Origin of the sequence: Rhizobium sp. BG4, from assembly GCF_016864575.1 — a bacterium.
GTDB lineage: Bacteria > Pseudomonadota > Alphaproteobacteria > Rhizobiales > Rhizobiaceae > Rhizobium.
The window spans coordinates 1,794,121-1,818,607 of the sequence record NZ_CP044125.1; the positions used below are offsets into that span (position 1 = coordinate 1,794,121).

The window sequence follows — 24,487 nt, forward strand, 5'->3', positions numbered from 1 at the left end:
GATGAGCGAGCGCCACCAGCCGCGAATCCTGACGATCCCTGCCGGTGTGCCCTTTCTGAAGACACTCGCGGAGACGCTCTGCGATGGCCGGTTAACACCGCATTTCCGGCACGACCCGGCCGATCCGCTATCGCTGTCGAAGGTGACGATCTACCTGCCGACGCGGCGTGCGGCACGCGTCCTGCGATCGGAGTTCGTCGATCTGCTCGGTGGCCTCTCGGCTATTCTCCCAGTCATCCGGCCGCTCGGGGAAACTGACGATGACAGCGGCTATTTCGATGAGGCGCTGCCCGCGACGCTCGATCTGGCGCAGCCGCTGTCCAACACGGCCCGCCTTCTGGAGCTCGCGCGGCTGATCCTTGCCTGGCGCAACAAGCTGCCGGAGATCGTTCGCCACATCCATTCGGATTCGCCGCTGGTGGCCCCAGCAAGCCCGGCCGATGCCATCTGGCTGGCGCGCAATCTGGCAGAGCTGATCGATTCGATCGAGACCGAGGATCGTGACTGGAGCGAGCTTGCCAAGCTCGATGCCGCCGACCATGCGCTCTGGTGGCAGCTGACGACGGAATTTCTGCAGATCGCCAGCGCCTTCTGGCCGGAGCGGCTGGCCGAGCTCGGACGCTCCTCACCGGCGCGCCACCGCAATGCGATCCTGCGCGCCGAGGCCAACCGGCTCGCAACCTCGCATCCGGCCGGGCCGATCATCATCGCCGGTTCAACCGGTTCGGTGCCAGCGACGGCCGAGCTGATTGCCGCTGTCGCCGATCTGCCCGAAGGCGTTATCGTGCTGCCCGGCCTCGATCTTTCCATGCCGGACGAGCATTGGCGGATGGTGGCGCCGGAGCCGATCTCCGGACGGCCCGTCAATCCGGCAAGCCGCAGCCATTCACAATATGGCCTTTCTCATCTCCTGAAGCGGCTCAAGCTGACCCGCAATGATGTCACGCCGATCGTCGAAGCGGAGCCGGCGCTGCGGCAGCGTGCGGAGGTCCTCTCGCGAGCCCTCGCACCGGCGGAAGCGACCAGCGGTTGGGGCGAATGGAAGAGCGAGCTGCCCGGCGATGCCATTGCATCCGGCTTTGCCGACGTGGCGCTGATCGAAGCTGCAAACGAGCGTGAGGAAGCGACCGCGATCGCCATTGCTCTGCGCCTTGCCCTCGAGGAGCCGGGGCGAAACGGCGAAAGCCAGGCGGCGCTGATCACGCCAGACCGCAACCTCGCCCGGCGCGTCATGTCCGAGCTGGCGCGTTTTGGCATCCTCGCCGACGATTCCGCCGGTACACCGCTGGCGGCGATGCCGCAGGGCACGTTCCTGCAGCTCGCCCTTGAGGCGACCTTGCGGCCGGGCGATCCCGTCGCGCTCGTCGCCCTGCTGAAACACCCACTGAGCCATTTCGGCCTCGACAAGGCAGCGCTCACCGGTGCCGTGGAGGCGCTTGAGCTGCTGGCATTGCGCGGCGGCGTGGCGGATGTCGATATCGCGACGCTAAACGCCCTTCTGGAACGGCAGCTCTTCGAACAGCGCGACGACCGGCATGCGCCGCACTGGCGCAAGGCGCTGCCCGCCGATGCCATCGATCAGGCGCGCGATCTCGCCACACGGATCACCGGCGCCACGGAGCCTTTGGTTTCAACGCTGGTCAGACGCGGTGCCGATGGGCGCGGGCTGACTGCCAAGTTCACACTTTCCGAATGGGCGGAACGCACCGGCCGCGTGCTGGAAGCCGTGGCGCGTGATGCACGTGGCGACCTCTCCGGTCTGTGGAGCGGGGAAGCGGGCGACGCGCTGGCCGGGCTGCTTGCCGAGGTGATGGAAACAGAGGGTCAACTGGAAGCCGACGGTCCGCAATGGATCGATATCATGGCAGCGCTATCGGCGGGCCAGGCGGCGAAACCCCGGGCGCTCGCCCATCCGCGCGTCTTCATCTTCGGTACGCTCGAAGCCCGCCTCCAGAATGTCGATACGCTGATCCTCGGCGGCCTGAACGAGGGCTCCTGGCCGGGCCAGACGGCCAATAATCCCTTCATCTCGCGGATGATGAAGACGGAGATCGGCCTGGAGCCGCCGGAGCGGCGCATCGGCCAGCTCGCCCATGACTTCGAGATGGCGAACGGCACCCGGAAGCTGATCTATTCGCGTGCGCTGCGCCAAGGCTCGACGCCGACGGTCGCCTCCCGCTGGCTGCAGCGGTTGCTGGCGCTTGGCGGCACGGACTTCGAGGCAGGCCTGAGGGGGCGCGGCGAAAAATACGTGCATTGGGTCAATCTGCTCGACGAAGGCAAGCCGCAGGCACCGGCCCAGCGCCCCTCCCCGGTTCCGCCGGCCGAGCTGCAGCCGAAATCCTATTCCTTCAGCGAAGTCGGCCGTCTGCGCCGTGATCCCTATGCGATCTATGCCCGGCGCATACTGCGTCTCGATCCTGTCGATCCCTTCAATCGCGATCCGGGCGCGGCCGAGCGCGGGACGCTCTATCACGCGATCATCGACCGCTTCGTCCGTGAAGGGCATATTGCCGGGACGCTGGAGGGTGAATCGGCAATGGAGCGCATCCTGACCGAGCTTTTCGACATGGAGGAGCTGCCGGCCCATATCGATGCCGTCTGGCGCCCACGCTTCCGCGAGGTGGCCCGCGCCTTTCTAGATTGGGAAGCCGAGCGCCGCCCGGCGATCCGCCGGACCTTTACCGAAGTTCGCGGCAGCGTCGAGCTCGATACCGTCAATATCCGGCTGACCGGCGTGGCAGACCGCATCGACATAACCGGGCCGAAGGCCGCCGATATCATCGACTACAAGACGGGTTACAACCCCTCTCCTGCCCAGGCACGTACCCTGCTCGATCCGCAGCTGGCGCTTGAAGCGGCAGCCTTGAGCGCCGGCGCCTTCCGGGATGCCGGAAGTCTGGTGCCGCAGGATCTGCTCTACGTGCGGCTGCGGCCCGGCAACCGTTTCCGCGCCGATACCGTCAACAACGAGAATTCGGCACGCAGCGACAAAGCGAAATCGGCGCTCGACCTTGCAGAAGAGTCGATCGCCCAGCTGATCAAGTTCGTTTCGCTGCTGCAGTCCGGCGAGCGCGGCTTCACCTCACGGCTCATTCCCGCCCAGCAGTTCGATTTCGGTGGGGACTACGACCATCTGGCTCGCGTTTCCGAATGGTCGACAGCGGAAGACGAGGAGGCCGGTGGTGATGAATGACGTGACGGCCCTCCCCGAGAGCGACGATCCCGGCACCTGGATCAGCTGGACGACGATCCAGCAGGCGATCGCCTCCGATCCTCAACGCTCGGCCTGGGTGTCGGCCAATGCCGGATCCGGCAAGACGCATGTTCTGACGCAGCGCGTTATCCGCCTGCTGCTTGCGGGCGCCCGGCCCTCGGCCATCCTCTGCCTCACCTATACCAAGGCTGCGGCCTCCGAGATGTCGAACCGCGTCTTTGCCCGGCTGGCCGACTGGGCTGTCTTGCCGGATGACGAACTCAGCAAGCGGATCGGCCAGATCGAAGGCGAGATGCCTGACAGGGTGAAGCTTGCCGAAGCTCGGCGGCTGTTTGCCAAGGCGCTGGAAACGCCGGGTGGATTGAAGATCCAGACGATCCACGCCTTCTGCGAAGCGCTGCTGCACCAGTTTCCACTGGAAGCCAATGTCGCCGGACATTTCTCGGTGCTCGACGATCGGGCAGCGGCAACGCTGCTCGCGGATGCCCGGCGCTCGCTTCTGACGGCAACGGCGCCGGAAGAGGATGCGGCGCTCGCCGAAGCCTTCGCGTATGTTCTCAATCTTGGCGACGAAAGCGGGCTGGAAGCGCTACTCGCAGAGATCGTTGCCAATCGAAACGCGATCCGCCGCTTCACGGCCGTTGCCCAAGCGCAGGGCGGCATCGCCATGGCCCTGCGCAAAAGCCTAAAGCTTTCGCCGACGGAGACCGAGACCGACATCGCCAGCCAATATTGGCCGCTGCCTGAACTCTCAGGCCTGACGCTCGACCTCTATATGTCGCTTGCGGCGCAGAAGGGCGGCGCCAAGGCACAGGAAGTCGCCTACGGGCTTCGCCAGGCGTCGAACGAACGCAATGCGGCCAAGCGCGCCGAGTTGCTGGAGAAGATCTTCCTCACGGTGAAAGGTGAACCGAAATCGGATTCGCAGTTCACCGTGAAGGCAATGCTCGCCGATGCGCCGGAACTGACGGCAGCGATCGCGGCCGCGCGCGACCATGTCGTTGCCTGCCGCGACCGGCTGAAGATCATGCGGATGTTTACCGCGACGCATGCCGCGCTCATTCTCGCCGAACGGCTGAACCGCGACTACGAAGATCTGAAGAAGCAGCGCAGCCATCTCGACTTCGAGGATCTGATCACCCGCACCGCCGATCTCCTGACGAAAAGCGGCGTCGGCCCCTGGATCCATTACAAGCTCGATCAGGGCATCGATCATATCCTCGTCGACGAGGCGCAGGATACCAGCCCGATCCAATGGAGCGTCATCCAGTCGCTGGCGGAAGACTTCTTCTCCGGCGAAAGCGCCCGGCCGGTGGTGCGCACGCTGTTTGCCGTCGGCGACGAGAAGCAGTCGATCTATTCGTTTCAGGGCGCGCGGCCGGAGCGCTTCTCCGAAGAGAGCAAGCGAACGCAGCGCAAGGTGCAGGCGAGCGGCCAGCAATTCACGCCGGTTCGCCTGCCGCTGTCCTTCCGCTCGACATCGGATGTGCTGGCCGCGGTTGATCACGTCTTCCTGCCGCCGGAGAATGCCAGGGGGCTGAGCGCCGAGGGCGAGCCGGTCATTCACCGCTCGAGCCGCATTGGCCATCCGGGCGCCGTCGATCTCTGGGAGATGGTCGCGCCCGAGGCGGTCATCAAGGACGAAGACTGGACGGCACCCTTCGATGCGACGCCGGAAAGCGCGCCGCCGGCGATCCTTGCCCGGCGCATGGCGCATACGATCGAGAAGCTCGTGGGACGCGAGACGATCGTCGAGAAGGGCAAGGAGCGGCTGATCGAGGCCGGCGACATTCTCGTTCTGGTGCGCAAGCGCGACAGCTTCGTGAATGCGCTGACCCGAGCGCTGAAGCGCCGAAACAATATTCCGGTGGCCGGTGCCGACCGTCTGCGCCTGACGAGCCATATCGCCGTGCAGGATCTTCTAGCGCTTGGCCGTTTCCTGCTTCTGCCGCAGGATGATCTCTCGCTGGCGGCGGTGCTGAAAAGTCCGCTCTTCGATCTCTCTGAGGATCAGGTCTTTGCTCTGGCCGCCCTTCGCGGCGAGCATCAGAGCGTCTGGAGCCATCTGCAAAGCTTCGGTGCCGACGGTCACGAGGCCTATGCGGGAGTGGAAACGCGGCTGAAGCTGTTTCTCGACCAGTCGCGAGCGCTCTCGGTTCACGATTTCTACGCCCGGGTGCTTGGCTTGCATGGCGGACGCCGGCAGTTCCTTGCCCGGCTCGGCACCGAGGTCAGCGACATCCTGGACGAGTTCCTGACCTTTGCGCTCGATCACGAAAGCTCCGGCTTGCCCGGCCTGCAATCCTTCATCTCGACGCTGGAACTCGAGGCACCGGAGGTCAAGCGCGAGCAGGACAAGGGCCGCAACGAAGTCCGGATCATGACCGTGCATGCCTCGAAGGGTCTGGAAGCACCGATCGTCTTCCTGGTCGATAGCGGTGGCAAGGCCTTCACGCACACGCATATGCCGAAGCTCAGGCTGCTGGAAACCAGCAATAGCGAGCCGATGCCGGTCTGGGTGCCGGTCAGCGATCTTGCCAATTCGCGGACGCAGGCCGATGCCGCGCGCATCCAGACGCTGGCGGAAGAGGAATATCGCCGGCTGCTTTACGTGGCGATGACGCGCGCGGCCGACCGGCTGGTCGTCTGCGGCTATCGCGGCGTGCGCGCCAACGCCGAGACTTGGCACGCAATGATCTCCGCCGCCATGAGCGACAGCCATCCGCATGTGACGGCGGTGGAGTTTGACGGGCCGGACGGTAGCTGGCCCGGCGTAACGTGGCGCGTACCGCAGGTCGAGCGCAGCTTCGAACGGGCCGAGCCGCGGGAGGATCTGCAGGACAAGCACGAGCTGCCCGCAGCGATGCTCCGGCCGCTGCCGCCGCAAAGACAGCTGCCGCGGCCGCTCAGCCCATCGGGCGCCGGAACGATCATCGATGAAGAGGCGGACGATCTGCTGGTCGCTTCGCCGCTTTTCAGCGAGCCGCCGCGATCCGACCGGTCGCTGGAGAAAGGCCGCCTGATCCACCGCATGCTGCAGATGCTCCCCGATATTCCGGCAGCGGAACGCGCCTCTGCGGCCGAACGCTATGTCATCAGGACAGCTCGGCACTGGCCTCAAGGCGAACGGGACCGGCTCGTCGATTCGGTTCTGAAACTATTGACGGAGCAGAGCCTGCAGCCGGTCTTTTCGGCGCATGCGCAGCCGGAAGTCTCGATCATGGGAACGCTGACGCTTGAGGACAAGCAGTATGCGGTTTCCGGGCGGATCGACAGATTGGCCGTGCTCGACGACCGCATTGTTATTCTGGATTACAAGACGAACCGGGTGCCGCCACAGACGGAAGAGGCCGTTCCCTATGCGCACAAGGCGCAGCTTGCGATCTATCGCGAGATCCTGGCGCCACTTTATCCCGGCAAGCCGGTCGAATGCGTGCTGGTCTATACCGAGAACGCAGCCGTTCACCGGCTGAGCGAGCGCACCCTAGAATTGGCGCTTGCGGGACTCAAGACAAAGTGAAATACCGGTCATTGAAATTATGACACCGCACCATCACATGTGGGTCAACAGCAAATTCCCCGCAAAGGAGCAGCCTATGGCTACCGTGAAAGTCGATATCAATAACTTCCAGTCGGAAGTTCTGGAATCCGCAGAGCCCGTCGTTGTCGATTTCTGGGCTGAGTGGTGCGGCCCGTGCAAGATGATCGCCCCGAGCCTCGAGGAAATCTCGACCGAGCTCGCCGGCAAGGTGAAGGTCGCCAAGCTCAACATCGACGAAAACCCGGAACTGGCTGCCCAGTTCGGCGTTCGCTCGATCCCGACGCTCGCAATCTTCAAGGCTGGCGAAGTCGCTGACATCAAGGTCGGCGCCGCTCCGAAGACGGCTCTGTCGAACTGGATTTCCAGCGCCGCTTAATGCGCGTTGATATCTCAAAGAAAAAGCCCGGTTTCGACCGGGCTTTTTTCATTTCGGCGGTGTGCCGTTGTCCGAGAGCACGTCGCCTACGAGGTAGAGCGACCCGCCGACCAGAATGCGCGGCGGCGGCTTTGCCGGATCGAGGATTTCCTTGATCGCATCCAGCGCTTCGCCGACCGTCGACATCGGCTCGGCAACCAGCCCCGCATCGTAGGCCGCGTTAGCGAGAATGACCGGGTCGATCATCGCATCGCTACCGCGGATCGGGACGCAGAAGACCTTTTCGGCCAAACCCGCGAATGCCTTGAAATAACCGACCGGATCCTTGGTGTTGATCATGCCGGTGATCAGATAAAGCGGCCGCGGCTGCTTTTCCTCGAAATTCGCCATGGCCTCGGCAATCACTTCGCCGGCGCCGGGATTGTGTCCGCCATCGACCCAGATTTCGGCGCCGGCGGGCGCATTCGCCATCAGGCGGCCATCGGTGAGCCGCTGCAGACGACCGGCCCACTCGACGCTTCCCAGTGCCTTTTCCATCATCGCTTCCGTGACGACGAAGCCCGCGGCCTTGACGGCGCGGATGGCAGCGGCGGCATTGGCATATTGATGGCGGCCGGGAAGCCTCGGCAGCGGCAGATCGGCAAGGCCGAACTCATCCTGATAGACCAGGCGGCCATATTCTTCATGAGCCATGAAGTCCTGGCCGTAGACGGCGGTCGGGCAATGCAGTCGCTCGGCAGTCGACATCAGCACTTCGAGGGCGGCATCATAGGGCTGCTGGCCGATCACGACGGGATGCTTCGGCTTCATGATGCCTGCCTTTTCGGCGGCGATCAGCTCGACGCGATCGCCGAGATAAGGCTGGTGATCGAGCGAGATCGGCATGATGACCGAGACAGCCGGATCGGAGATGACATTTGTCGCATCGAAACGGCCGCCAAGGCCGACTTCGATCACGGCGGCATCGGCCGGATGCTCTGAAAAGAGCAGGAAGGTGACGGCGGTCAGGATTTCGAAGACGGTGATCTTCTGGCCGGCATTGGCTTCGGCGACGCGGCGCACGGCATCGGCAAAGACGGCGTCTTCGACGAGCTCGCCGCGGCCGCCCTTGACGCCCATGCGGTAGCGCTCGTGCCAGTTGACCAGATGCGGAGAGGTGTGGACGTGGACGCTATAGCCGCCCGCTTCAAGCAGGGCACGGCAGAAGGCCGTCACCGATCCCTTGCCGTTGGTTCCGGCAACGTGGATAACCCGCGGAGCTTGTCCTGCGGGTTTCCGAGAATTTCGAGCAGGCGGGTGATCCGCTCCAGCGAAAGATCGAAGCCCTTGGGGTGTAATTCCAAGAGCTTGTCGATTTCCTGTGCTGCCTCGCTCACGACGGTCTGACCCCTAGGTATCATTCGGCCCTCCGCTGAGGCAGGTTCTGGATCGATCAGGCGCTCGCTGCCAGGGCGACCGCGCTGCCATTCGTTGCAACGGTGTTTGCCGGCTTCTTCGTCAGGATCTTCAGGACGCGCGCCAGCGTATCCGGGATATCGTGGCGCTTCACGACCATGTCGACCATGCCGTGTTCCAGCAGGTATTCCGAGGTCTGGAAGCCTTCCGGCAGCTTTTCGCGGATCGTCTGTTCGATGACGCGCTTGCCGGCGAAGCAGATTTCGGCGCCCGGTTCTGCCAGATGCAGATCGCCGAGCATGGCGTAGGACGCCGTGACACCGCCCGTGGTCGGGTTGGTGAGAACGACGATATAGGGCTGGCCTGCTTCCTTCAGCATGTCGACGGCAACGGTCGTGCGCGGCAGCTGCATCAGCGAGAGAATGCCTTCCTGCATGCGGGCGCCGCCCGAAGCCGGGAACATGACGAGCGGGCACTTTTCGGAAATGGCGCGCTCGAATGCCTTGACGATCGCCTCACCGGCAGCAATGCCGAGCGAGCCGCCCATGAAATTGAACTCGTGGACGACGGCAACGAGCTTCAGACCGCGAACCTTGCCGACGCCGGCGACGATAGTGTCTTCCTGTTCGGTCTTCAGGCGGCTGTCGCGCAGACGGTCGGTGTATTTCTTGGAATCGCGGAACTTCAGCGGGTCCTGAGCTACCTTCGGCTGGACCAGCGCTTCATATTCAGCATTGTCGAACAGGTCGGCCAAGCGTGCCTTTGCCGGCATCTTCATGTGATAGCCGGAAGCAGGGATGACCCACTTGTTGTCTTCCAGATCCTTGTGGAAGACCATCTCGCCCGTTTCCGGGCACTTGATCCAGAGATTTTCCGGAACTTCACGGCGGCCCAGCATGGAATTGATCCGCGGGCGGACGTAATTGGTGATCCAGTTCAAATCAAAAACTCCTGATTGACTACAGCCAATGTGGGGACACTATTCGGCAGCAACAAGGCGCGCCGAACGCGTTCCGGATGAAAGACCGCGGACGAGCGTGGCAACGGCCTGAACCGTATCAGCTGTCGCTTTTCCGTCCTTGGTCAAGCTTGTGGCCACCTGATTGACGATGGCGGTGCCGACGACGACGCCATCAGCCGAGCCGCCGATGACTTTTGCATGATCGGCCGTCTTGACGCCGAAGCCGACGCAGACAGGCAGATCGGTGTGCTGCTTGATGCGCTTGACGGCGCCCGAGACCAGCGACGGATCGGGCAGAGCCGAGCCGGTGATGCCGTTCATCGAGACATAGTAGACGAAGCCCGAAGTGTTCTTCAGAACGGCCGGCAGGCGCTTCTCGTCCGTCGTCGGCGTTGCCAGACGGATGAAGTTGATGCCCTTGCGGATCGCGGGTATGCAGAGCTCGTCGTCCATTTCGGGCGGCAGGTCGACGACGATCAGGCCGTCGATGCCGGCAGCGAGAGCATCATCGAGAAACTTTTCGACGCCGTAGATATAGATCGGGTTGTAGTAACCCATCATGACGATCGGCGTTGCATCATCGGACTTGCGGAAATCGGCAGCGAGCTGCAGCGTCTTCTTGAGCGTCTGACCACCCTTCAGCGCGCGCTGGCCTGCAAGCTGGATCGCCGGGCCATCGGCCATCGGATCCGAGAAGGGCATGCCGAGCTCGATGATATCCGAACCGGCTTCCGGCAGCGCCTTCATGATGCCGAGGGAGGTTTCGTAATCCGGATCGCCGCCCATGAAATAGGTGACGAGCGCCGGGCGGCCCTCGGCCTTCAGATCGGCAAAACGTTTGTCCATACGAGCAGTCATGACTTAAGCACCCATTCCGAGAATCTTGCCGACAGTGAAGATGTCCTTGTCGCCGCGGCCGGAGAGGTTCATAAGGATGATCTCGTCCTTGCCCATCTTCGGCGCGCGCTTGATGACTTCAGCCAGCGCATGCGACGGCTCGAGGGCCGGAATGATGCCTTCGAGGCGCGTCAGCGTCTGGAAGGCTTCGAGCGCTTCGTGGTCCATGATCGGCACGTATTCGACGCGGCCGATATCGTTCAGGTAGGAATGCTCCGGGCCGATGCCGGGATAGTCGAGGCCGGCCGAAATCGAATGGCCTTCCTTGATCTGGCCATCGCCGTCCTGCAGCAGATAGGTGCGGTTTCCATGCAGAACACCGGGCGAACCGGCGGTGATCGAAGCGCAATGCTCGTCGCCCTGCAAGCCCTTACCGCCGGCTTCGACGCCAACGATCTTGACGCCTTCGTCATCAAGGAACGGATGGAAGATGCCGATGGCATTCGAACCGCCACCGACGGCAGCAACGACGAGATCCGGCAGACGCCCTTCGGCCTCCAGCATCTGCTGCTTGGCTTCGGTGCCGATGACAGCCTGAAAATCGCGAACCATCTCCGGATAGGGATGCGGGCCGGCAGCGGTGCCGATCAGGTAGTAGGTGTCTTCGACATTGGTGACCCAGTCACGCAGCGCCTCGTTCATGGCGTCCTTCAGCGTGCCGTGGCCAGCCGTCACCGGCTTCACTTCGGCGCCGAGGAGCTTCATGCGGAACACGTTCGGCGCCTGGCGCTCGACGTCGGTGGCACCCATGTAAACGACGCAGGGAAGGCCGAAGCGCGCGGCAACCGTTGCCGAGGCAACGCCGTGCTGACCGGCGCCGGTTTCGGCGATGATGCGGGTCTTGCCCATGCGCTTGGCCAGCAGAATCTGGCCGATGCAGTTGTTGATCTTGTGCGAGCCGGTATGGTTCAGCTCTTCGCGCTTGAAGTAGATCTTCGCGCCGCCGAGTTCAGCCGTCAGGCGTTCGGCGAAATAGAGCGGGCTCGGGCGGCCGATATAGTGCGTGCCGAGATGCTTCAGTTCCGCCTGAAATTCCGGATCGTTCTTCGCCTTGTCCCACTCAGCCTGCAGGTCGAGGATCAGGGGCATCAGCGTCTCGGCGACGAAACGGCCGCCATAGATGCCGAAACGGCCGTCTTCATCGGGGCCGAAACGGAAAGAATTCGGTTTAGGCGTATCGTTCACTCTCAACTCCCTGAAACGGTTTCGGGCTCACACGCCTTCTCGACCGCATCGAAAAATCTGTCGATCATCGCGACGTCCTTGGTACCCGGGGCACTCTCGACACCGGAGGAAACGTCAATACCCGGCGCCTTGGTTATCGCCATGGCTTCGGCAATGTTATCCTTGTTCAGCCCTCCGGAAAGCATGTAATCCACGCTGTCGTCAAGCCAGCTGAGCAGGCTCCAGTCGAAGGAAACGCCGTTACCGCCGGGCAATTCAGAACCCTTCGGGGGCTTGGCATCGAACAGGAACCGGTCGGCAATGCCGATATAGGCCTCGACGCGCTGCAGATCCTCGGAGGTGCGGACCGAGAAGGCCTTCATGACCGGAAGACCGTAAACGGCCTTTATGGTCAAAACGCGTTCCGGGCTTTCATCGCCGTGCAACTGGATCATATCCGGGCGCAAAAGCGAAACGATTTCATCGAGATCGTCATTCGTTGGGTTAACGGTGACGGCAACGATCTTGGCCTTGCCACGGGCTGCCTCGGCAAGCCTTCCGGCGACGTCCGGCTCGATGTAGCGAGGGCTCTTTTCGAAGAAGATGAAGCCGATATGGGTCGCGCCGCGCGCCAACGCGCGGTCAATCGCCTCGGCAGTCTTGAGGCCGCAGATTTTGATGTCCGGTTTCATGGCAGCGGAGTGACACGAAAAGGCTGCTGAGTCGAGCCAATTTGCGACGAAGGCTTAATTTCCCGCGGTTTCCGCTCAGTCGAAATCGATGGCGTGAAGCAGGCTGCCGTGGCGCTTCAGCCAGCCCTTGGCCTCGTCCATATCCGGACAGAGCTTTTCGCACAGCGCCCAGAAGCGCGGCCCGTGGTTCATCTCCTTGAGATGTGCTACTTCATGGGCGGCGAGATAGTCGATGACAGATGGCGGCGCCATGACGATGCGCCAGGAAAAGCTCAGGTTGCCTTCAAAAGAGCAGGATCCCCAGCGGCTGCGGGTATCCTTCATCGAGATGGACTTGATCGGCGCCTTGATCGAGCGGGCGTGGAAATGCGCCAGTCTTTCGAGATCGGCGCGGGCTTCCTTTTTCAGGAAGGTGGCGATCCGTCGGCCGAGATGCTCCGGCATGCCGCTGACCTTGAGGACATGGTAGCCATCGATGATCGCGGTTTCCGTTAGGCCGCGCAGGCTGCCTGTATGCTGGATCCGGTGGCGAATGCCGCGGAGAAGAATCTCGCCGCCGTCGCGAAGGCCGGCCTCCGGGGAAAACTTTGCGAGTTTGGTGAGAAGCCAGCCCTGATGCCGGTCCAGGAAAGCGTTGACTTCGCGCTGCGCCAGGCCGCGGGGAACGGTCATCTTCAGCGCCCGGCCGCCGGGCTCGATGCGCAGCGTGATGCGCGTGGCGCGATCATGCTGCTTGATCGTCAGCGGCATCAGCCGGCCCGCCACGTCAAGCGTCCGCGTTTCAGGCGGCGCAGGCTTTCGGGCGGCAGGCCGCCGCGGCTTTGAAAGAAGCGGAAACATAGGGCTTTTCTATACGATTCGCGGCAAATCCGGGCAAAGAAAAACCGGCATCGGGGATGCCGGTTCGATCCTCATTTCCGGGCACCGGTTACGGCGTCTGGAACTCGGCGACCGGGCCGTTGTCGTCGCGCTTGGCGTTCTTGCGATCGCGCATGAAGCGGTCGAACTCTTCCTGGTCCTTGGCGCGGCGAAGTTCGCGCATGTAGTTGTCGAACTCCTCGCGCATTTCGTCGAGCTTGCGGCGCTCTTCCTCGATGCGGTCGAGCTCAGCCTTCCGCCAATCGTCAAAAGCGACGTTGCCGGTGGTGAAATGCGGGCGGTAACGGTCACGCGAGCGGCGGCAGCCTGCAAAGAAGCTATCTGCCGTGCTGTTGGCATCGCGCTTGAAGCCGCGAAGGCGTTCGCCGAAGATGATATAGGCAAGCATGGCCAGGCCCAGGGGCCAGAAGACCACGAAGCCGAGCACCATCAAGGCAATGGTAGCCGGAGTCCAATCCGGGCGGAGCAATGCTGACTGGTTCATCGTGCGGTATCCTCGCTTTCTGCATCCGGCAGAATACCGAATGCTGAAAATCGATGTGGTTACCGCTACCCGCGCCTTCAAGGCGATTTCCGGCAAAATCGGACAAGGCCTTGAGCAGGCTTGATTAATTCAGCATCCTCTAACTCAGGCGGATTTGCCACCCTTGATGACGCGTTTGACCGAAGGCTTCGACGAGCGGGAGTGCTCGTTGACAAAGCTGACGATGCGGGGCGCGATCTCGCGGCGGAAGCGCGAACCGTTGAAGACACCGTAATGGCCGACATCGGGCTGCAGGTAGTGCATGCGCATGTTGTCGGGGATGTTGGTGCAGATCGCCTGGGCGGCCTTGGTCTGGCCGACGCCGGAGATGTCGTCATTCTCGCCTTCGACAGTGAGTAGCGCGACATTGCGGATTGCCGAGGGATCGACGAGCTTGCCGCGATGGACAAGTTCGCCCTTCGGCAGCGCGTGCTTGATGAACACCTGATCGACGGTCTGCAGGTAGAATTCCGCCGTCAGGTCCATAACCGCCAGATATTCGTCGTAGAAATCGCGATGCTTCTCCGGCTCACCGTCGTTCTTCACGAGGTGCATGAAGAATTCCTTGTGCGCAATCACATGGCGGTCGAGGTTCATCGACATGAAGCCCGACAGCTGCAGGAAGCCCGGATAAACGGGACGCATGAAGCCCGGCTGCGGCCAGGGAACATTCATGATGACGTTATCGGCAAACCATTCCAACGGCTTATCTTTTGCGAGCTTGTTGACGGCCGTCGGGTTGATACGGGTATCGATCGGACCACCCATCAGCGTCATCGACGCGGGCGACAGCGGATCGTTCGCCTCTTCCATCACCGCAGCGGCCGCGAGGACCGGCACGGAGGGCTGACAGACGGCGATGACATGCGTGTCCGGGCCGAGGAAATGCAGCATCTCGATGACGTAGTCGACGTAATCGTCGAAATCGAAAGTGCCCTCGGTCATCGGCACCATGCGGGCGTCGATCCAGTCGGTGATGTAGATATCGGCGCTCGGCAGCAACGCTTCGACCGTGCCGCGCAGCAGCGTTGCATAGTGGCCGGACATCGGTGCGACGATCAGGATGCGCGGATCGCGATGGGCGGCGGGAAGATTGCGGGAGAAATGCAGGAGATTGCAGAAGGCGCGGGACCAGACGATCTCCTCGCGAACCTTGACCGTCTTGTCGCCGACCACGGTCTCATTCAGGCCAAATTCCGGCTTGCCGTAGCGGCGGGTGGTGCGCTCGAACATTTCGAGGCTGGCGGCGATCATCCGGCCGAAGGGGGTCTGGGACCAGGGATTGAGCGGATTGGCATAAGCAAGCCGCATCACATCGGCGGCGGCCCGGAAGGGCGCCATTGCGGCATGGTTCAGTTCATAGAGCTGGTAAAACATCGGATGCGCCACCTTTCTTTACCGGAAAAGACGGCGCCATTGGGGGCAGGCACACACTTCTTTCCATCGTCTCTGCTGGCACTTCAACGCAGATTAACAGGCTTTTGTTGCATAGCAACATAGGTATCCGCACTGCAAAAGAAAATGCCGGGGCATCACATCCCCGGCATCATGATGCTCTTCAATCGTTAAGAGACCGCTGTTCAGCGATCGGCGACGAATGTCTGCTTCTGGCTGCCGAGGCCCTCGATGCCGAGTTCGACGACATCGCCCGCTTTCAGATAGCACGGCGGCTTCTGGCCCATGCCGACACCAGGGGGCGTGCCGGTCGAGATCACGTCGCCCGGATGCAGCGACATGAACTGGCTGAGATAGGAAACCAGGAAAGCCACGCCATAGACCATGGTCTCCGAGGAGCCGTCCTGCATCTTCTGGCCATTGACGGTCAGCCACATGCCGAGGTTCTGCGGGTCGGGGATTTCATCCTTGGTGACGAGCCAGGGGCCGATCGGGCCGAAGGTGTCGCAGGACTTGCCCTTGGTCCACTGGCCGGAGCGCTCGGTCTGGAAAGCTCGCTCGGAGACGTCGTCGCAGACGCAGTAACCCGCAACATAATCAAGGGCTTCGGTTTCCGACACGTATTTTGCCGTCTTGCCGATGACAACAGCGAGCTCGACTTCCCAATCGGTCTTTTCAGAACCGCGTGGGATGATGACGTTGTCGTTCGGGCCGACGATCGCCGAGGTGGCTTTCATGAAGATGATCGGCTCCGGAGGAACCGTTGCGCCGGTTTCGGCAGCGTGGTCCGAATAGTTCAGGCCGATGCAGATGAACTTGCCGGTGCCGGCAACGCAGGCGCCGATGCGGCCCGGCGCGAGTTCGGGCAGGCTCTTGGGGTCGAGTGCCGCGATCTTCTTCAGGCCATCCGGCGAAATCGCAGCGCCGCCGATATCCGCAACATGCGCCGAGAGGTCGCGGATCTTGCCATCGGCATCGAGAATTGCAGGCTTTTCGCTGCCGGCTTCGCCAACACGCATCAGTTTCATGGGGGTGTCCTCCTCATCGAAAAGCAGTGGGAAGGCACCTATGACCCAGTTAACCCGCACTGTCATTACGGGTTTTCAGTGAAGCGGTACGGCGCGCTTAAAAAATCTCCGTGAGATCGGGACCAACAGGAACGATCCGCGTCGGATTGAGCTTCTCGATCGAGTAATAGCCGCGCTTGATATGGTCGATGTTCACGGTCGCCGCCACGCCCGGCCAATCCAGCATGCGACGGCAGAACGCCTTCAAAGCGGGATAATCCGAGACACGGCGCAGATTGCATTTGAAGAGACCATGATAGGCGGCATCGAAGCGCACCAGGGTCACGAACAGGCGGATGTCGGCTTCGGTCGGGTGATCGGCGAAGAGGAATGATCGTCCTTCGAGCTGTGGGGCGACCCAATCGAGGCAATTGAAGACGTCGGCGAAGGCTTCTTCATAGGCGATCTGCGTCGTCGCGAAGCCGGCGCGATAAACGCCGTTGTTGAGATTTGGGTAAATCCGCTCATTGAACGCATCGATTTCCGCGCGTTTGGCAGCCGGGTAAAGATCGACCTCATTCCTGGCGAGATTGCCGAAACCGCTATTGAGCATGCGCAGGATATCTGCGGATTCATTGTTGACGATCGTCTGCTTCTGCTTGTCCCAGAGAACGGGAACGGTCGCGCGGCCGGTGAAATCAGGTGCAACTTTCGTATAGATTTCATGCATGTAGGTCGCGCCGTTGACGCTGTCGGCGGTCGCGCCCGGATAGTCACCGAATTGCCAGCCCTGTCGCGACAGAGCCGGTTCGACGACGGAAACGGTGATGACATCCTCAAGCCCCTTGAGAGCCCGGCCCATCAGCGTGCGCGATGCCCAGGGGCAGATATAGGCGACGTAAAGATGGTAGCGCCCGGCCTCGGCCTTGAAGCCCGCCTCGCCGGTCGGCCCGGCCGAGCCATCCGGCGTGATCCAGTTGCGGAAACTCGAGGTCTGGCGGACAAAGCCGCCCTTCGCATCGGTCGCCTGCACCGGCTGCCAATCTTCGGTCCATTTTCCATTTACCAGCACGGCCATGCCTCCTGATCGTCACGTTGCCGCTTACCTACCGCTTATTCGCGCGCGTGGGAGGCCCAGAATTTTGAAACAGACTGTGCACGCTTCGCTCGGTCTCGCGCTTGCCAAAGGGTGGAGGCCGGAAATATGACGGTAGGCGACAATGGACAGGAGCCCCACCCATGACCACAAGCAACAGCCGCGAATCCCAATTTCCGATCGATGCCATGTTTCTCGACCGCTGGTCGCCGCGCGCCTTCACCGGCGAAGTCATCAGCGAAGAGCAGCTTCTGACCATCCTCGACGCCGCCCATTGGGCGCCCTCCTCCGCCAACCAGCAGCCCTGGCGCTTCATCTACGCGCTGAAGGGCTCCGAGCATTTCGAGACACTGCTTGGTTTGCTGGTCGAGGCCAATCAGGAATGGGCGAAGAATGCTTCAGCGTTGCTCTTCGTCGTTTCCCGCGGCTTCAGCGGCGAGTTCTCCGAAGGCAAGAAGAGCTACACGCATTCCTTCGATGCCGGTACGGCCTGGGGCTATTTCGCCCTGCAGGCGCGGCTTTCCGGCTTCTATGCGCATGGCATGGGCGGCATCAAACACGACGAGATCATGAAGACTTTCGAGATCCCGGAAGGCTACCGCGTCGAAGCCGGCATCGCATTCGGCCGTCTGGCGGACAAGAGCGTGCTTTCCGAACGCAACCAGGCGCGGGAATTTCCGAGCCAGCGCAAGCCGCTCTCGGAAGTCGCCTTCAACGGCAAGTTCATCGCCGACTAAATCATTGGCGTAGAAACAAAAAAGGCCGCGCAGCTATCGTTGCGCGGCCTTTTCCCTGTTCAAATTCGCTCAGATATCGAGGTTTGCGACGCTCAGCGCGTTGTCCTGGATGAACTCGCGGCGCGGCTCGACCTCATCGCCCATCAGACGGGCGAACAGGCCATCGGCATCGGTCGCATCGGCGACCTTGACCTGCAGCAGCGAGCGGACGTTCGGATCGAGCGTCGTTTCCCAGAGCTGTTCGGCATTCATTTCGCCAAGGCCCTTGTAACGCTGCATCGTCAGGCCCTTGCGGCCGCTGGCGAAGATTGCGTCCAGAAGAGCGCGCGGGCCGGCAATCTCGGTATCGCCATCCCGGCGCGAGAGCTTCGGCGGGACGTCGTAGATTTCCTTGAGGCGCGACGAGATCTGATCGATGTGGCGCGCGTCCTGCGAGCCGATCAGAGCCATGTCGAGGATAACGACTTCCTTAACGCCGCGGACCATGCGCTCGAGGCGAAGACCGCCTTCGCTCGTCAGGCCGCCTTCCCAACCGCGCTCGGTTTCTTCTGCGATAATATCGAGACGCTTGGCCACGTCGGACGCCAGCTGCTCGGCGCGGGCGCGATCGCTGACGGCCTCGGCATTCAGCGCACCCGCAATTGCCGCCTGTTCGACGACGGCGCGGTTATAGCGGGAATGCAAACCATCGATCAGCGTGCGAAGGCGCAGCGCGTCCGAGATGACTTCGCGCATATCCTGGCCGACGCGAACTTCACCGCTGGCAAGCCTCAAGGCCGCATCTTCGAGGCCCTGGCCAATCAGGTATTCTTCGAGAGCGCCTTCGTTCTTGACATACTGCACCGACTTGCCGCGTGCCACCTTATAGAGCGGCGGCTGGGCGATGTAGAGATGACCGCGCTCGATCAGTTCCGGCATCTGGCGGAAGAAGAAGGTCAGCAGCAGCGTACGGATATGGGCGCCGTCGACGTCAGCGTCCGTCATGATGATGATCTTGTGGTAGCGCAGCTTTTCGGCGTTGAACTCGTCCTTGCCGATGCCGGTGCCGAGCGCGGTGATCAGCGTGCCGATTTCGGCAGAAGACAGCATCTTGTCGAAGCGGGCACGCTCGACGTTCAGGATCTTGCCTCGCAGCGGCAGGATCGCCTGGTTTTCACGCGAACGGCCCTGTTTTGCCGAACCGCCTGCCGAGTCACCCTCGACGAGGAAGACTTCGGACTTGGACGGATCGCGCTCGGAACAGTCGGCGAGCTTGCCGGGCAGCGAAGCGATATCAAGAGCGCCTTTGCGGCGGGTCAGTTCGCGTGCCTTGCGGGCAGCTTCGCGAGCGGCAGCGGCTTCGACCACCTTGCCGACGAGAACCTTGGATTCAGCCGGATGCTCTTCGAGCCAGATGCTGAGCGCCTCGTTCGAGAGGTTTTCGACAACGGGACGGACTTCCGACGAAACCAGCTTGTCCTTCGTCTGCGACGAGAACTTCGGATCCGGCACCTTCACCGAGAGAACGGCGGTCAGGCCTTCGCGGCAGTCGTCGCCGGTCAGCGCAACCTTTTCCTTCTTCAGGATGCCGGAGCTATCGGCATAGCCGGTGACCTGGCGCGTCAGCGCTGCGCGGAAGCCGGCAAGATGGGTGCCGCCATCGCGCTGCGGGATGTTGTTGGTGAAGCAGAGGACATTCTCGTGGTAGCTGTCGTTCCACCACATCGCCACTTCGACGGTGATGCCGTCCTTCTCGTTGCGGAAGAAGATCGGCTTGTCGATCAGCGGCTTCTTGGCGCGGTCGAGATAGTGCACGAAAGCTTCGAGACCGCCGTCATAGAGCAGCTCTTCCTGCTTGACGTCGGAATGGCGCTTGTCGGTGAGAATGATGCGCACACCCGAGTTGAGGAAGGCCAGCTCGCGCAGGCGATGTTCCAGCGTCGGGTAATCGTATTCGGTCTTGGTGAAGGTCTCGGGGCTTGCGAGGAAGGTCACCTCGGTGCCCGTCTCGTCCCCCGCATCACCGGTCACGGCAAGCGGCGCGTCGGCCACGCCATGGGTGAAGCTCATCTCGTGGATCTTGCCCTTCTGGCGGATCTTGAGCTTGAGCTTGACCGACAGCGCGTTGACGACCGAAACGCCGACGCCGTGCAGACCGCCGGAGACCTTGTAGGAATTCTGGTCGAACTTACCGCCGGCATGGAGCTGGGTCATGATGACTTCGGCCGCCGAAACGCCTTCGTCATGCATGCCGGTCGGGATGCCGCGGCCGTTGTCGGTGACCGTGACCGATCCGTCGGGATTGAGCGTGACGGTCACGAGGTCGGCATGACCGGCCAGCGCCTCGTCGATCGCGTTGTCGACGACTTCGTAGACCATGTGATGCAGGCCGGAGCCGTCGTCGGTATCGCCGATATACATGCCGGGGCGCTTGCGAACGGCATCGAGGCCCTTCAGGACCTTGATGGAGTCTGCGCCATACTCGGCGGTAACGCCGTTTTCCGTCGCGGGTGTATCGGTCATACTGTCTTTGAATTTCCCTGTTGTAACAGCTGCAATGACCCTTGCGAATCACTGGTGTTTTTCATTCCGGAATATAGGGTTTTTGCACGCCATTCCCAATGCCGGAGCCCTGAAATCAGGCATAAAGCAGGGGATTATGACGCTTTTCCGTCCGCTTTTTTGCCTTTTTCAAGCAGGGCTGTGAGCTCTGCCAAAACAGTCGCGTCAAGGCTGCGGATTTGACCTGCCAGGCGGTTGGCAAAAGCCGTGTATTCGGGTGGCAAACCCGAGGTATCGATGACCACGCGCGGGTCTGACGAGCGGGCAAGCAGGAAGAGCTCCTCGGCTTCATCCCAGATGATGTTAAAATATCCGGCGATCCGCTGCAGCAGATCGAATGTCGGCAGGCCGCGCTTGCCGTGCTCGAGCGCCGATAGATAGGCCGGCGAAACATTGAGCGCCGCTGCCATCTGCTTCTGCGAGACACCCTTGCGCACCCGCAATTTGCGCACCGCTTCTCCGAACGGCGTGGTCATGAGCGCTCTCCGCGCCGGGCCAGGCGGATGTAAAGCGCACCCTCGCCGCCATGATGCTGCGCGGCGGTCTCATAGGATGAGATCAGATAGCGGAATTCCGGCTTGGAGAACCAGAACGGCACCGCCCTCTTCAGGGCGCCTTCGCTGCCGAGCGAACTGCCCTTGCCGGTGATGACGAGCACATGGCGCATGCCGCGTTCGTGCGCACGGATCAGGAAGTCGAGAAGGATGACATGCGCCTCGCTCTGGACGAGGCCGTGGAGATCGATGCGCGCTTCGAGCGCGAGGCGTCCCTTGGCGATCTTGCGCTTGACCGGGCGCTCCAGCGGATGATGGACGCCAGAGGTTTTCTTTGCGGCCGGTGCCTGCGGCGCGTGTTCGGCGGTTGGCGCAGCTTTTCGCTGCTGCTCGGCCTTTTCAATCTCTGCTTCGGCGGCGGCGAGGAAGGCGTCGAGCTCCGTCAGTTCCTCAGCCTTGCCTGACATCGGCCGGGTGCTCTTGGCCACCCTGCCCCAAAGAATGCGTTCGTCGGTGCTGAGCTTGCGATCTTTGGCCATCAGAGAAATCTCTCCGCGGCGCCGTTGGGGATCAAGATGACGAAATCCGCGTCGTTGCGCACCGTTCCAGCCTGCTCGCCGGCTTCATCGCCCGAACCGGTGAAGATGTCGCCGCGAGCCGGGCCGACGATTGCCGAGCCGGTATCGAGCGCCAGCATCAGCCGAGCGAAGGGCTTTCCGTCATCGAGATGGGTGAGGCTTTCCGAGCGGATGAAGAAGGGAAAGCCGAACGTATGGATCAGCCGGTCGACGGCCAATGAGCGGCCGGCAAGCAGCGGCACCTTTGCAGCGGCGATCGGTCCGGCTTCGATCCCCTCCACCTCGGCTGCCCGGAAGAAAATGTAGGAGCGATTATGCCAGAGGACTTCATCCACCTGCTCCGGATGGGCATTGAGCCAGGCGCGGATCGACTGCATGGAAATCCGGCTGCGATCGATTTCGCCGCGCTCAATCAAAAGCTTGCCGACAGCGGAGAATGGATGGCCGGCCTTGGCGGCATAGGTGATGCGGCCGATAGTGCCATCGGGATAGCGCAGGCGCGCGGCACCCTGGACGTGGACGAAGAAGACATCGACCTTGGATTTGGCCCAGGCGATCTCAAGGCCGCGTCCATCGAGAAAACCTTCGTCGATCATCTGCCGGTCGGGATAGGCGCTGATTCTGCCATCCGCCAATCGGCCGAAGGCATAATAGGGATCGATATCAGCGGGACGATTGCTGTCGTCGAGATCGATCAAATCCTCCGGGCGGCGATAGAAGGGAAAGCGGTAGACTTCATCCGGCACCGCTGAAACCGCGATCTCTGGCTCATAGAAGGCGGTGACGAAGCCGGGCTTGCCATCGCTTTTGCGGATCAGAAACGGCCGACAGTTTTCTTCGAAGAAACGGCGCGTCGAAGCGGCGTCCGAGATATCGGCCGTTCGTGCCTTATCGAGAAGCGCGGAGAGATCCGCCGCCGTCAGCCCAAGCGATCCCGTGCGGTATGGCTTCACCGCGATATGTTTGCGGCAGGCGTCCATGACTTCAAAAAGGCTGGAAGGATCATCATCCTTCCAGCCCTTCAATTCATCGAAGCTGATGGGGTGCAGCGTAAAATCTGCCTGACCGTCACTCATGTTCCGATTCGGTTGCCACAAGTTTCCAGTTCGGATCGCGCGAACGCGTGTCGCGGGCGAAGGTCCAGAGGTCGTTGACCTCGGCAACGTTCTCGGCGTCGCCTTCGATCAGCTTGTCGTCCTTGTCGTAGGTCGCCGAAATCAGCTGGCTGATGATGCGGATCGTGATCTGCGCCTCGCTGCCCTTCACTTCCGCATGGGTGATTTCCGCCTTGTCGATGCCGACGAAGGTGGATTTCACCTTTTCGGCCTTCGTCTCGCGATCGGCGATCGCCGCATCGAAGCCATCATAGACTTCGCGCGAAAGCAGGTTCTTCAGCGATTTCCGGTCCCCATCGGCATAGGCCATGACGATCATCTCGTAGGCCATCTTGGCGCCGTTCAGGAATTCCTTCGGCGTGAAGGACGGATCCGCCTTGTTGAGCTCGCGAAGCGATTCGTTGAGCGCAGTTCCGGCTGGAGCGAAGGCGTCGATGGCAGCAAAGCGATCTTCCTCCTCGCCATTGCTGTCGCGGCGCGGCAGCGTCACCACCTTGCCGGCATCTGCCGGTTCGGGGCCGGCCGCATCGCGCGGCGTATAGAGATCACGTGGCGGCTTCTCGTTTCCGGTGCGGCGGCCAAGGACGCTGCGCAGCTGGAAAAAGATCAGAACTGCCGCTACCAGGAAAAATAACGTGATGAAGTCGTTTGAACTCATATTGTCCCGCGATTGCCGTTAACATCCCAAATTTGTACTCCCATATAGTCCGCATAGACAGATGATTCAAATAGGAGCCCGTCAGGTTGCGGGTGGAGAGACGATGCGATTGACAATGCTTCCCGGTTTCATGCTGCTTTTGCCGCTGGCAGAGATCGCAGGCTTCGTGATCGTCGGCCGCGTGATCGGCGTTCTGGCGACGCTGGGACTGGTGGTTCTGGGCGTCGTCATCGGCATGGCGATCCTGCGCCGGCAGGGCTTGGGCATCCTGCAGAAGATGTCGGCAGAGGGACAGTCCGGCGTGGTTCCCGGCCGCGAACTGCTGAAACCGGCAATGTTTGTGATCGCCGGCCTGCTGTTCATGATCCCCGGTTTCATCTCGGATATCCTGGCGATCCTGATCTGCATTCCCGCCGTTCGCGATCTCGCATGGAAATATGTGAGCCGCAGGTTCGTGGTCGTCGGCGGCCGCAACGGCTTTACCGCATCCGCGGGTCCTGACTTCCGCAATCGCAATCCATCCGCTGGCGGCAAGGTCGTCGACCTCGACGAAGACGATTTCAAGCGCGAGCCGAACCAGAACTCGCCGTGGTCCGGCAAGCGGCTCGGCGACTGAAAGCGACCTTCGCCCAGGGTTGTAAGCGTTTCCTCGAAATGGTAGATGGCGGCACGATCAAAATGCCCTTTCGAGGAAAACCCAATGGCTGATGAAAACAACGGCGCCGGCGCAGTAAGCCCGAGCCTCACCATTCTCGCTCAGTACACGAAGGATCTTTCCTTCGAAAACCCGGGCGCGCCGCGTTCGCTGCAGGCCCGGGAGACGGCGCCGGCGATCAATATCAGCGTCAACGTCAATGCCAACCCGCTCTCCGACACCGACTTCGACGTCGTTCTCTCGCTGAACGCCGAAGCCAAGGATGGCGACAAGACGGTATTCCACACCGAGCTCGTCTATGGCGGCGTTTTCCGCATCGCCGGCTTCCCGCAGGAACACATGCTGCCGGTTCTCTTCATCGAGTGCCCGCGCATGCTCTTCCCGTTCGCCCGCCAGATCATCGCTGACGTGACGCGCAACGGCGGCTTCCCGCCGCTGATGATCGACCCGATCGATTTCGCGCAGATGTTTGCTCAGCGCGTTGCCGAAGAGCAGACCCGCGCCAAGGTTCAGACGAACTGATCACATTTTGCTGATTGAATGAAAATGCCCGGTCAAAAGCCGGG

General features: G+C 61.8%; 20 protein-coding genes and 1 pseudogene. 6 read left to right on the top strand and 15 right to left on the bottom strand.

Annotation, left to right across the window (positions count from 1 at the left end; genetic code table 11):
- Nucleotide 1: 1 nt before the first annotated feature.
- The 3 genes from addB to trxA all read left to right on the top strand — a co-directional run bounded on the left by addB (nt 2) and on the right by trxA (nt 7,134).
- Nucleotides 2-3,196: a double-strand break repair protein AddB gene (gene addB / locus F2982_RS09305; RefSeq protein WP_203429888.1), complete on the top strand. Its 3,195-nt coding sequence runs from the start codon at nt 2-4 to the stop codon at nt 3,194-3,196.
- Complete coding sequence (gene addA / locus F2982_RS09310) at nt 3,189-6,737, top strand: double-strand break repair helicase AddA (RefSeq protein WP_203429889.1); 3,549 nt, start codon at nt 3,189-3,191, stop codon at nt 6,735-6,737. Before addB ends, addA begins: the two co-directional genes overlap by 8 nt.
- A gap of 76 nt (nt 6,738-6,813) precedes the next feature.
- Nucleotides 6,814-7,134, top strand: a complete 321-nt coding sequence (gene trxA / locus F2982_RS09315; protein ID WP_112718006.1) for a thioredoxin — start codon at nt 6,814-6,816, stop codon at nt 7,132-7,134.
- Between the two features lie 48 nt (nt 7,135-7,182).
- On the opposite strand, the pseudogene F2982_RS09320 reads toward trxA, so the two are convergent.
- From F2982_RS09320 to F2982_RS09365, 10 genes and pseudogenes are all read right to left on the bottom strand, one after another.
- Nucleotides 7,183-8,534 (bottom strand): annotated as a pseudogene (locus F2982_RS09320) (folylpolyglutamate synthase/dihydrofolate synthase family protein).
- 32 nt (nt 8,535-8,566) lie between these two features.
- Nucleotides 8,567-9,469, bottom strand: a complete 903-nt coding sequence (gene accD / locus F2982_RS09325) for an acetyl-CoA carboxylase, carboxyltransferase subunit beta (RefSeq protein ID WP_203429890.1) — start codon at nt 9,467-9,469, stop codon at nt 8,567-8,569.
- 39 nt (nt 9,470-9,508) lie between these two features.
- On the bottom strand, nt 9,509-10,348 hold the full coding sequence (trpA, locus tag F2982_RS09330) for a tryptophan synthase subunit alpha (protein ID WP_130282937.1): 840 nt from the start codon (nt 10,346-10,348) through the stop codon (nt 9,509-9,511).
- A gap of 3 nt (nt 10,349-10,351) precedes the next feature.
- Entirely contained in the window at nt 10,352-11,572 is a 1,221-nt protein-coding gene (trpB, locus tag F2982_RS09335; RefSeq protein WP_203429891.1) for a tryptophan synthase subunit beta, read from the bottom strand.
- A gap of 2 nt (nt 11,573-11,574) precedes the next feature.
- Nucleotides 11,575-12,243 carry a phosphoribosylanthranilate isomerase gene (locus F2982_RS09340; RefSeq protein WP_203429892.1) on the bottom strand — a complete coding sequence of 223 codons (669 nt, stop codon included), beginning with the start codon at nt 12,241-12,243 and terminating at the stop codon, nt 11,575-11,577.
- A gap of 75 nt (nt 12,244-12,318) precedes the next feature.
- Nucleotides 12,319-13,083 (bottom strand): SprT family zinc-dependent metalloprotease, encoded by a 765-nt coding sequence (locus F2982_RS09345; RefSeq protein ID WP_203429893.1) that lies wholly within the window; start codon nt 13,081-13,083, stop codon nt 12,319-12,321.
- An 88-nt stretch (nt 13,084-13,171) separates the two neighbouring features.
- A complete protein-coding gene (locus F2982_RS09350; protein WP_130282945.1) occupies nt 13,172-13,606 on the bottom strand; it encodes a DUF2852 domain-containing protein in 435 nt (144 codons plus the stop codon).
- A gap of 144 nt (nt 13,607-13,750) precedes the next feature.
- Nucleotides 13,751-15,022 (bottom strand): polyhydroxyalkanoate depolymerase, encoded by a 1,272-nt coding sequence (phaZ, locus tag F2982_RS09355; RefSeq protein WP_203429894.1) that lies wholly within the window; start codon nt 15,020-15,022, stop codon nt 13,751-13,753.
- Nucleotides 15,023-15,225: 203 nt separating this feature from the next.
- Nucleotides 15,226-16,068: a fumarylacetoacetate hydrolase family protein gene (locus F2982_RS09360; RefSeq protein WP_203429895.1), complete on the bottom strand. Its 843-nt coding sequence runs from the start codon at nt 16,066-16,068 to the stop codon at nt 15,226-15,228.
- 97 nt (nt 16,069-16,165) lie between these two features.
- On the bottom strand, nt 16,166-17,119 hold the full coding sequence (locus F2982_RS09365; protein ID WP_203430042.1) for a glutathione S-transferase family protein: 954 nt from the start codon (nt 17,117-17,119) through the stop codon (nt 16,166-16,168).
- A 167-nt stretch (nt 17,120-17,286) separates the two neighbouring features.
- On the opposite strand from F2982_RS09365, the gene F2982_RS09370 reads away from it, so the two are divergent.
- The gene (locus F2982_RS09370; protein WP_130282953.1) at nt 17,287-17,880 is read left to right on the top strand and encodes a nitroreductase family protein; all 594 of its coding nucleotides are present in this window, start codon (nt 17,287-17,289) and stop codon (nt 17,878-17,880) included.
- A 69-nt stretch (nt 17,881-17,949) separates the two neighbouring features.
- Here F2982_RS09370 and gyrB read toward each other — a convergent pair whose 3' ends face one another.
- The 5 genes from gyrB to F2982_RS09395 all read right to left on the bottom strand — a co-directional run bounded on the left by gyrB (nt 17,950) and on the right by F2982_RS09395 (nt 23,266).
- On the bottom strand, nt 17,950-20,382 hold the full coding sequence (gene gyrB, locus F2982_RS09375; RefSeq protein WP_203429896.1) for a DNA topoisomerase (ATP-hydrolyzing) subunit B: 2,433 nt from the start codon (nt 20,380-20,382) through the stop codon (nt 17,950-17,952).
- A 134-nt stretch (nt 20,383-20,516) separates the two neighbouring features.
- Entirely contained in the window at nt 20,517-20,897 is a 381-nt protein-coding gene (locus F2982_RS09380; protein ID WP_112718030.1) for a helix-turn-helix domain-containing protein, read from the bottom strand.
- On the bottom strand, nt 20,894-21,454 hold the full coding sequence (locus F2982_RS09385; protein WP_203429897.1) for a Smr/MutS family protein: 561 nt from the start codon (nt 21,452-21,454) through the stop codon (nt 20,894-20,896). Before F2982_RS09385 ends, F2982_RS09380 begins: the two co-directional genes overlap by 4 nt.
- Complete coding sequence (locus F2982_RS09390) at nt 21,454-22,569, bottom strand: murein transglycosylase A (protein ID WP_203429898.1); 1,116 nt, start codon at nt 22,567-22,569, stop codon at nt 21,454-21,456. The genes F2982_RS09385 and F2982_RS09390 overlap by 1 nt, the downstream gene beginning before the upstream one ends.
- Nucleotides 22,562-23,266, bottom strand: coding sequence for a Tim44/TimA family putative adaptor protein (locus F2982_RS09395; protein ID WP_203429899.1), 705 nt, complete (start codon nt 23,264-23,266; stop codon nt 22,562-22,564). Before F2982_RS09395 ends, F2982_RS09390 begins: the two co-directional genes overlap by 8 nt.
- 103 nt (nt 23,267-23,369) lie before the next feature.
- On the opposite strand from F2982_RS09395, the gene F2982_RS09400 reads away from it, so the two are divergent.
- Together F2982_RS09400 and secB are read left to right on the top strand one after the other, a co-directional pair.
- Complete coding sequence (locus tag F2982_RS09400; protein WP_203429900.1) at nt 23,370-23,882, top strand: FxsA family protein; 513 nt, start codon at nt 23,370-23,372, stop codon at nt 23,880-23,882.
- 84 nt (nt 23,883-23,966) lie between these two features.
- Complete coding sequence (gene secB, locus F2982_RS09405) at nt 23,967-24,443, top strand: protein-export chaperone SecB (RefSeq protein WP_112718039.1); 477 nt, start codon at nt 23,967-23,969, stop codon at nt 24,441-24,443.
- Nucleotides 24,444-24,487 lie beyond the last annotated feature (44 nt).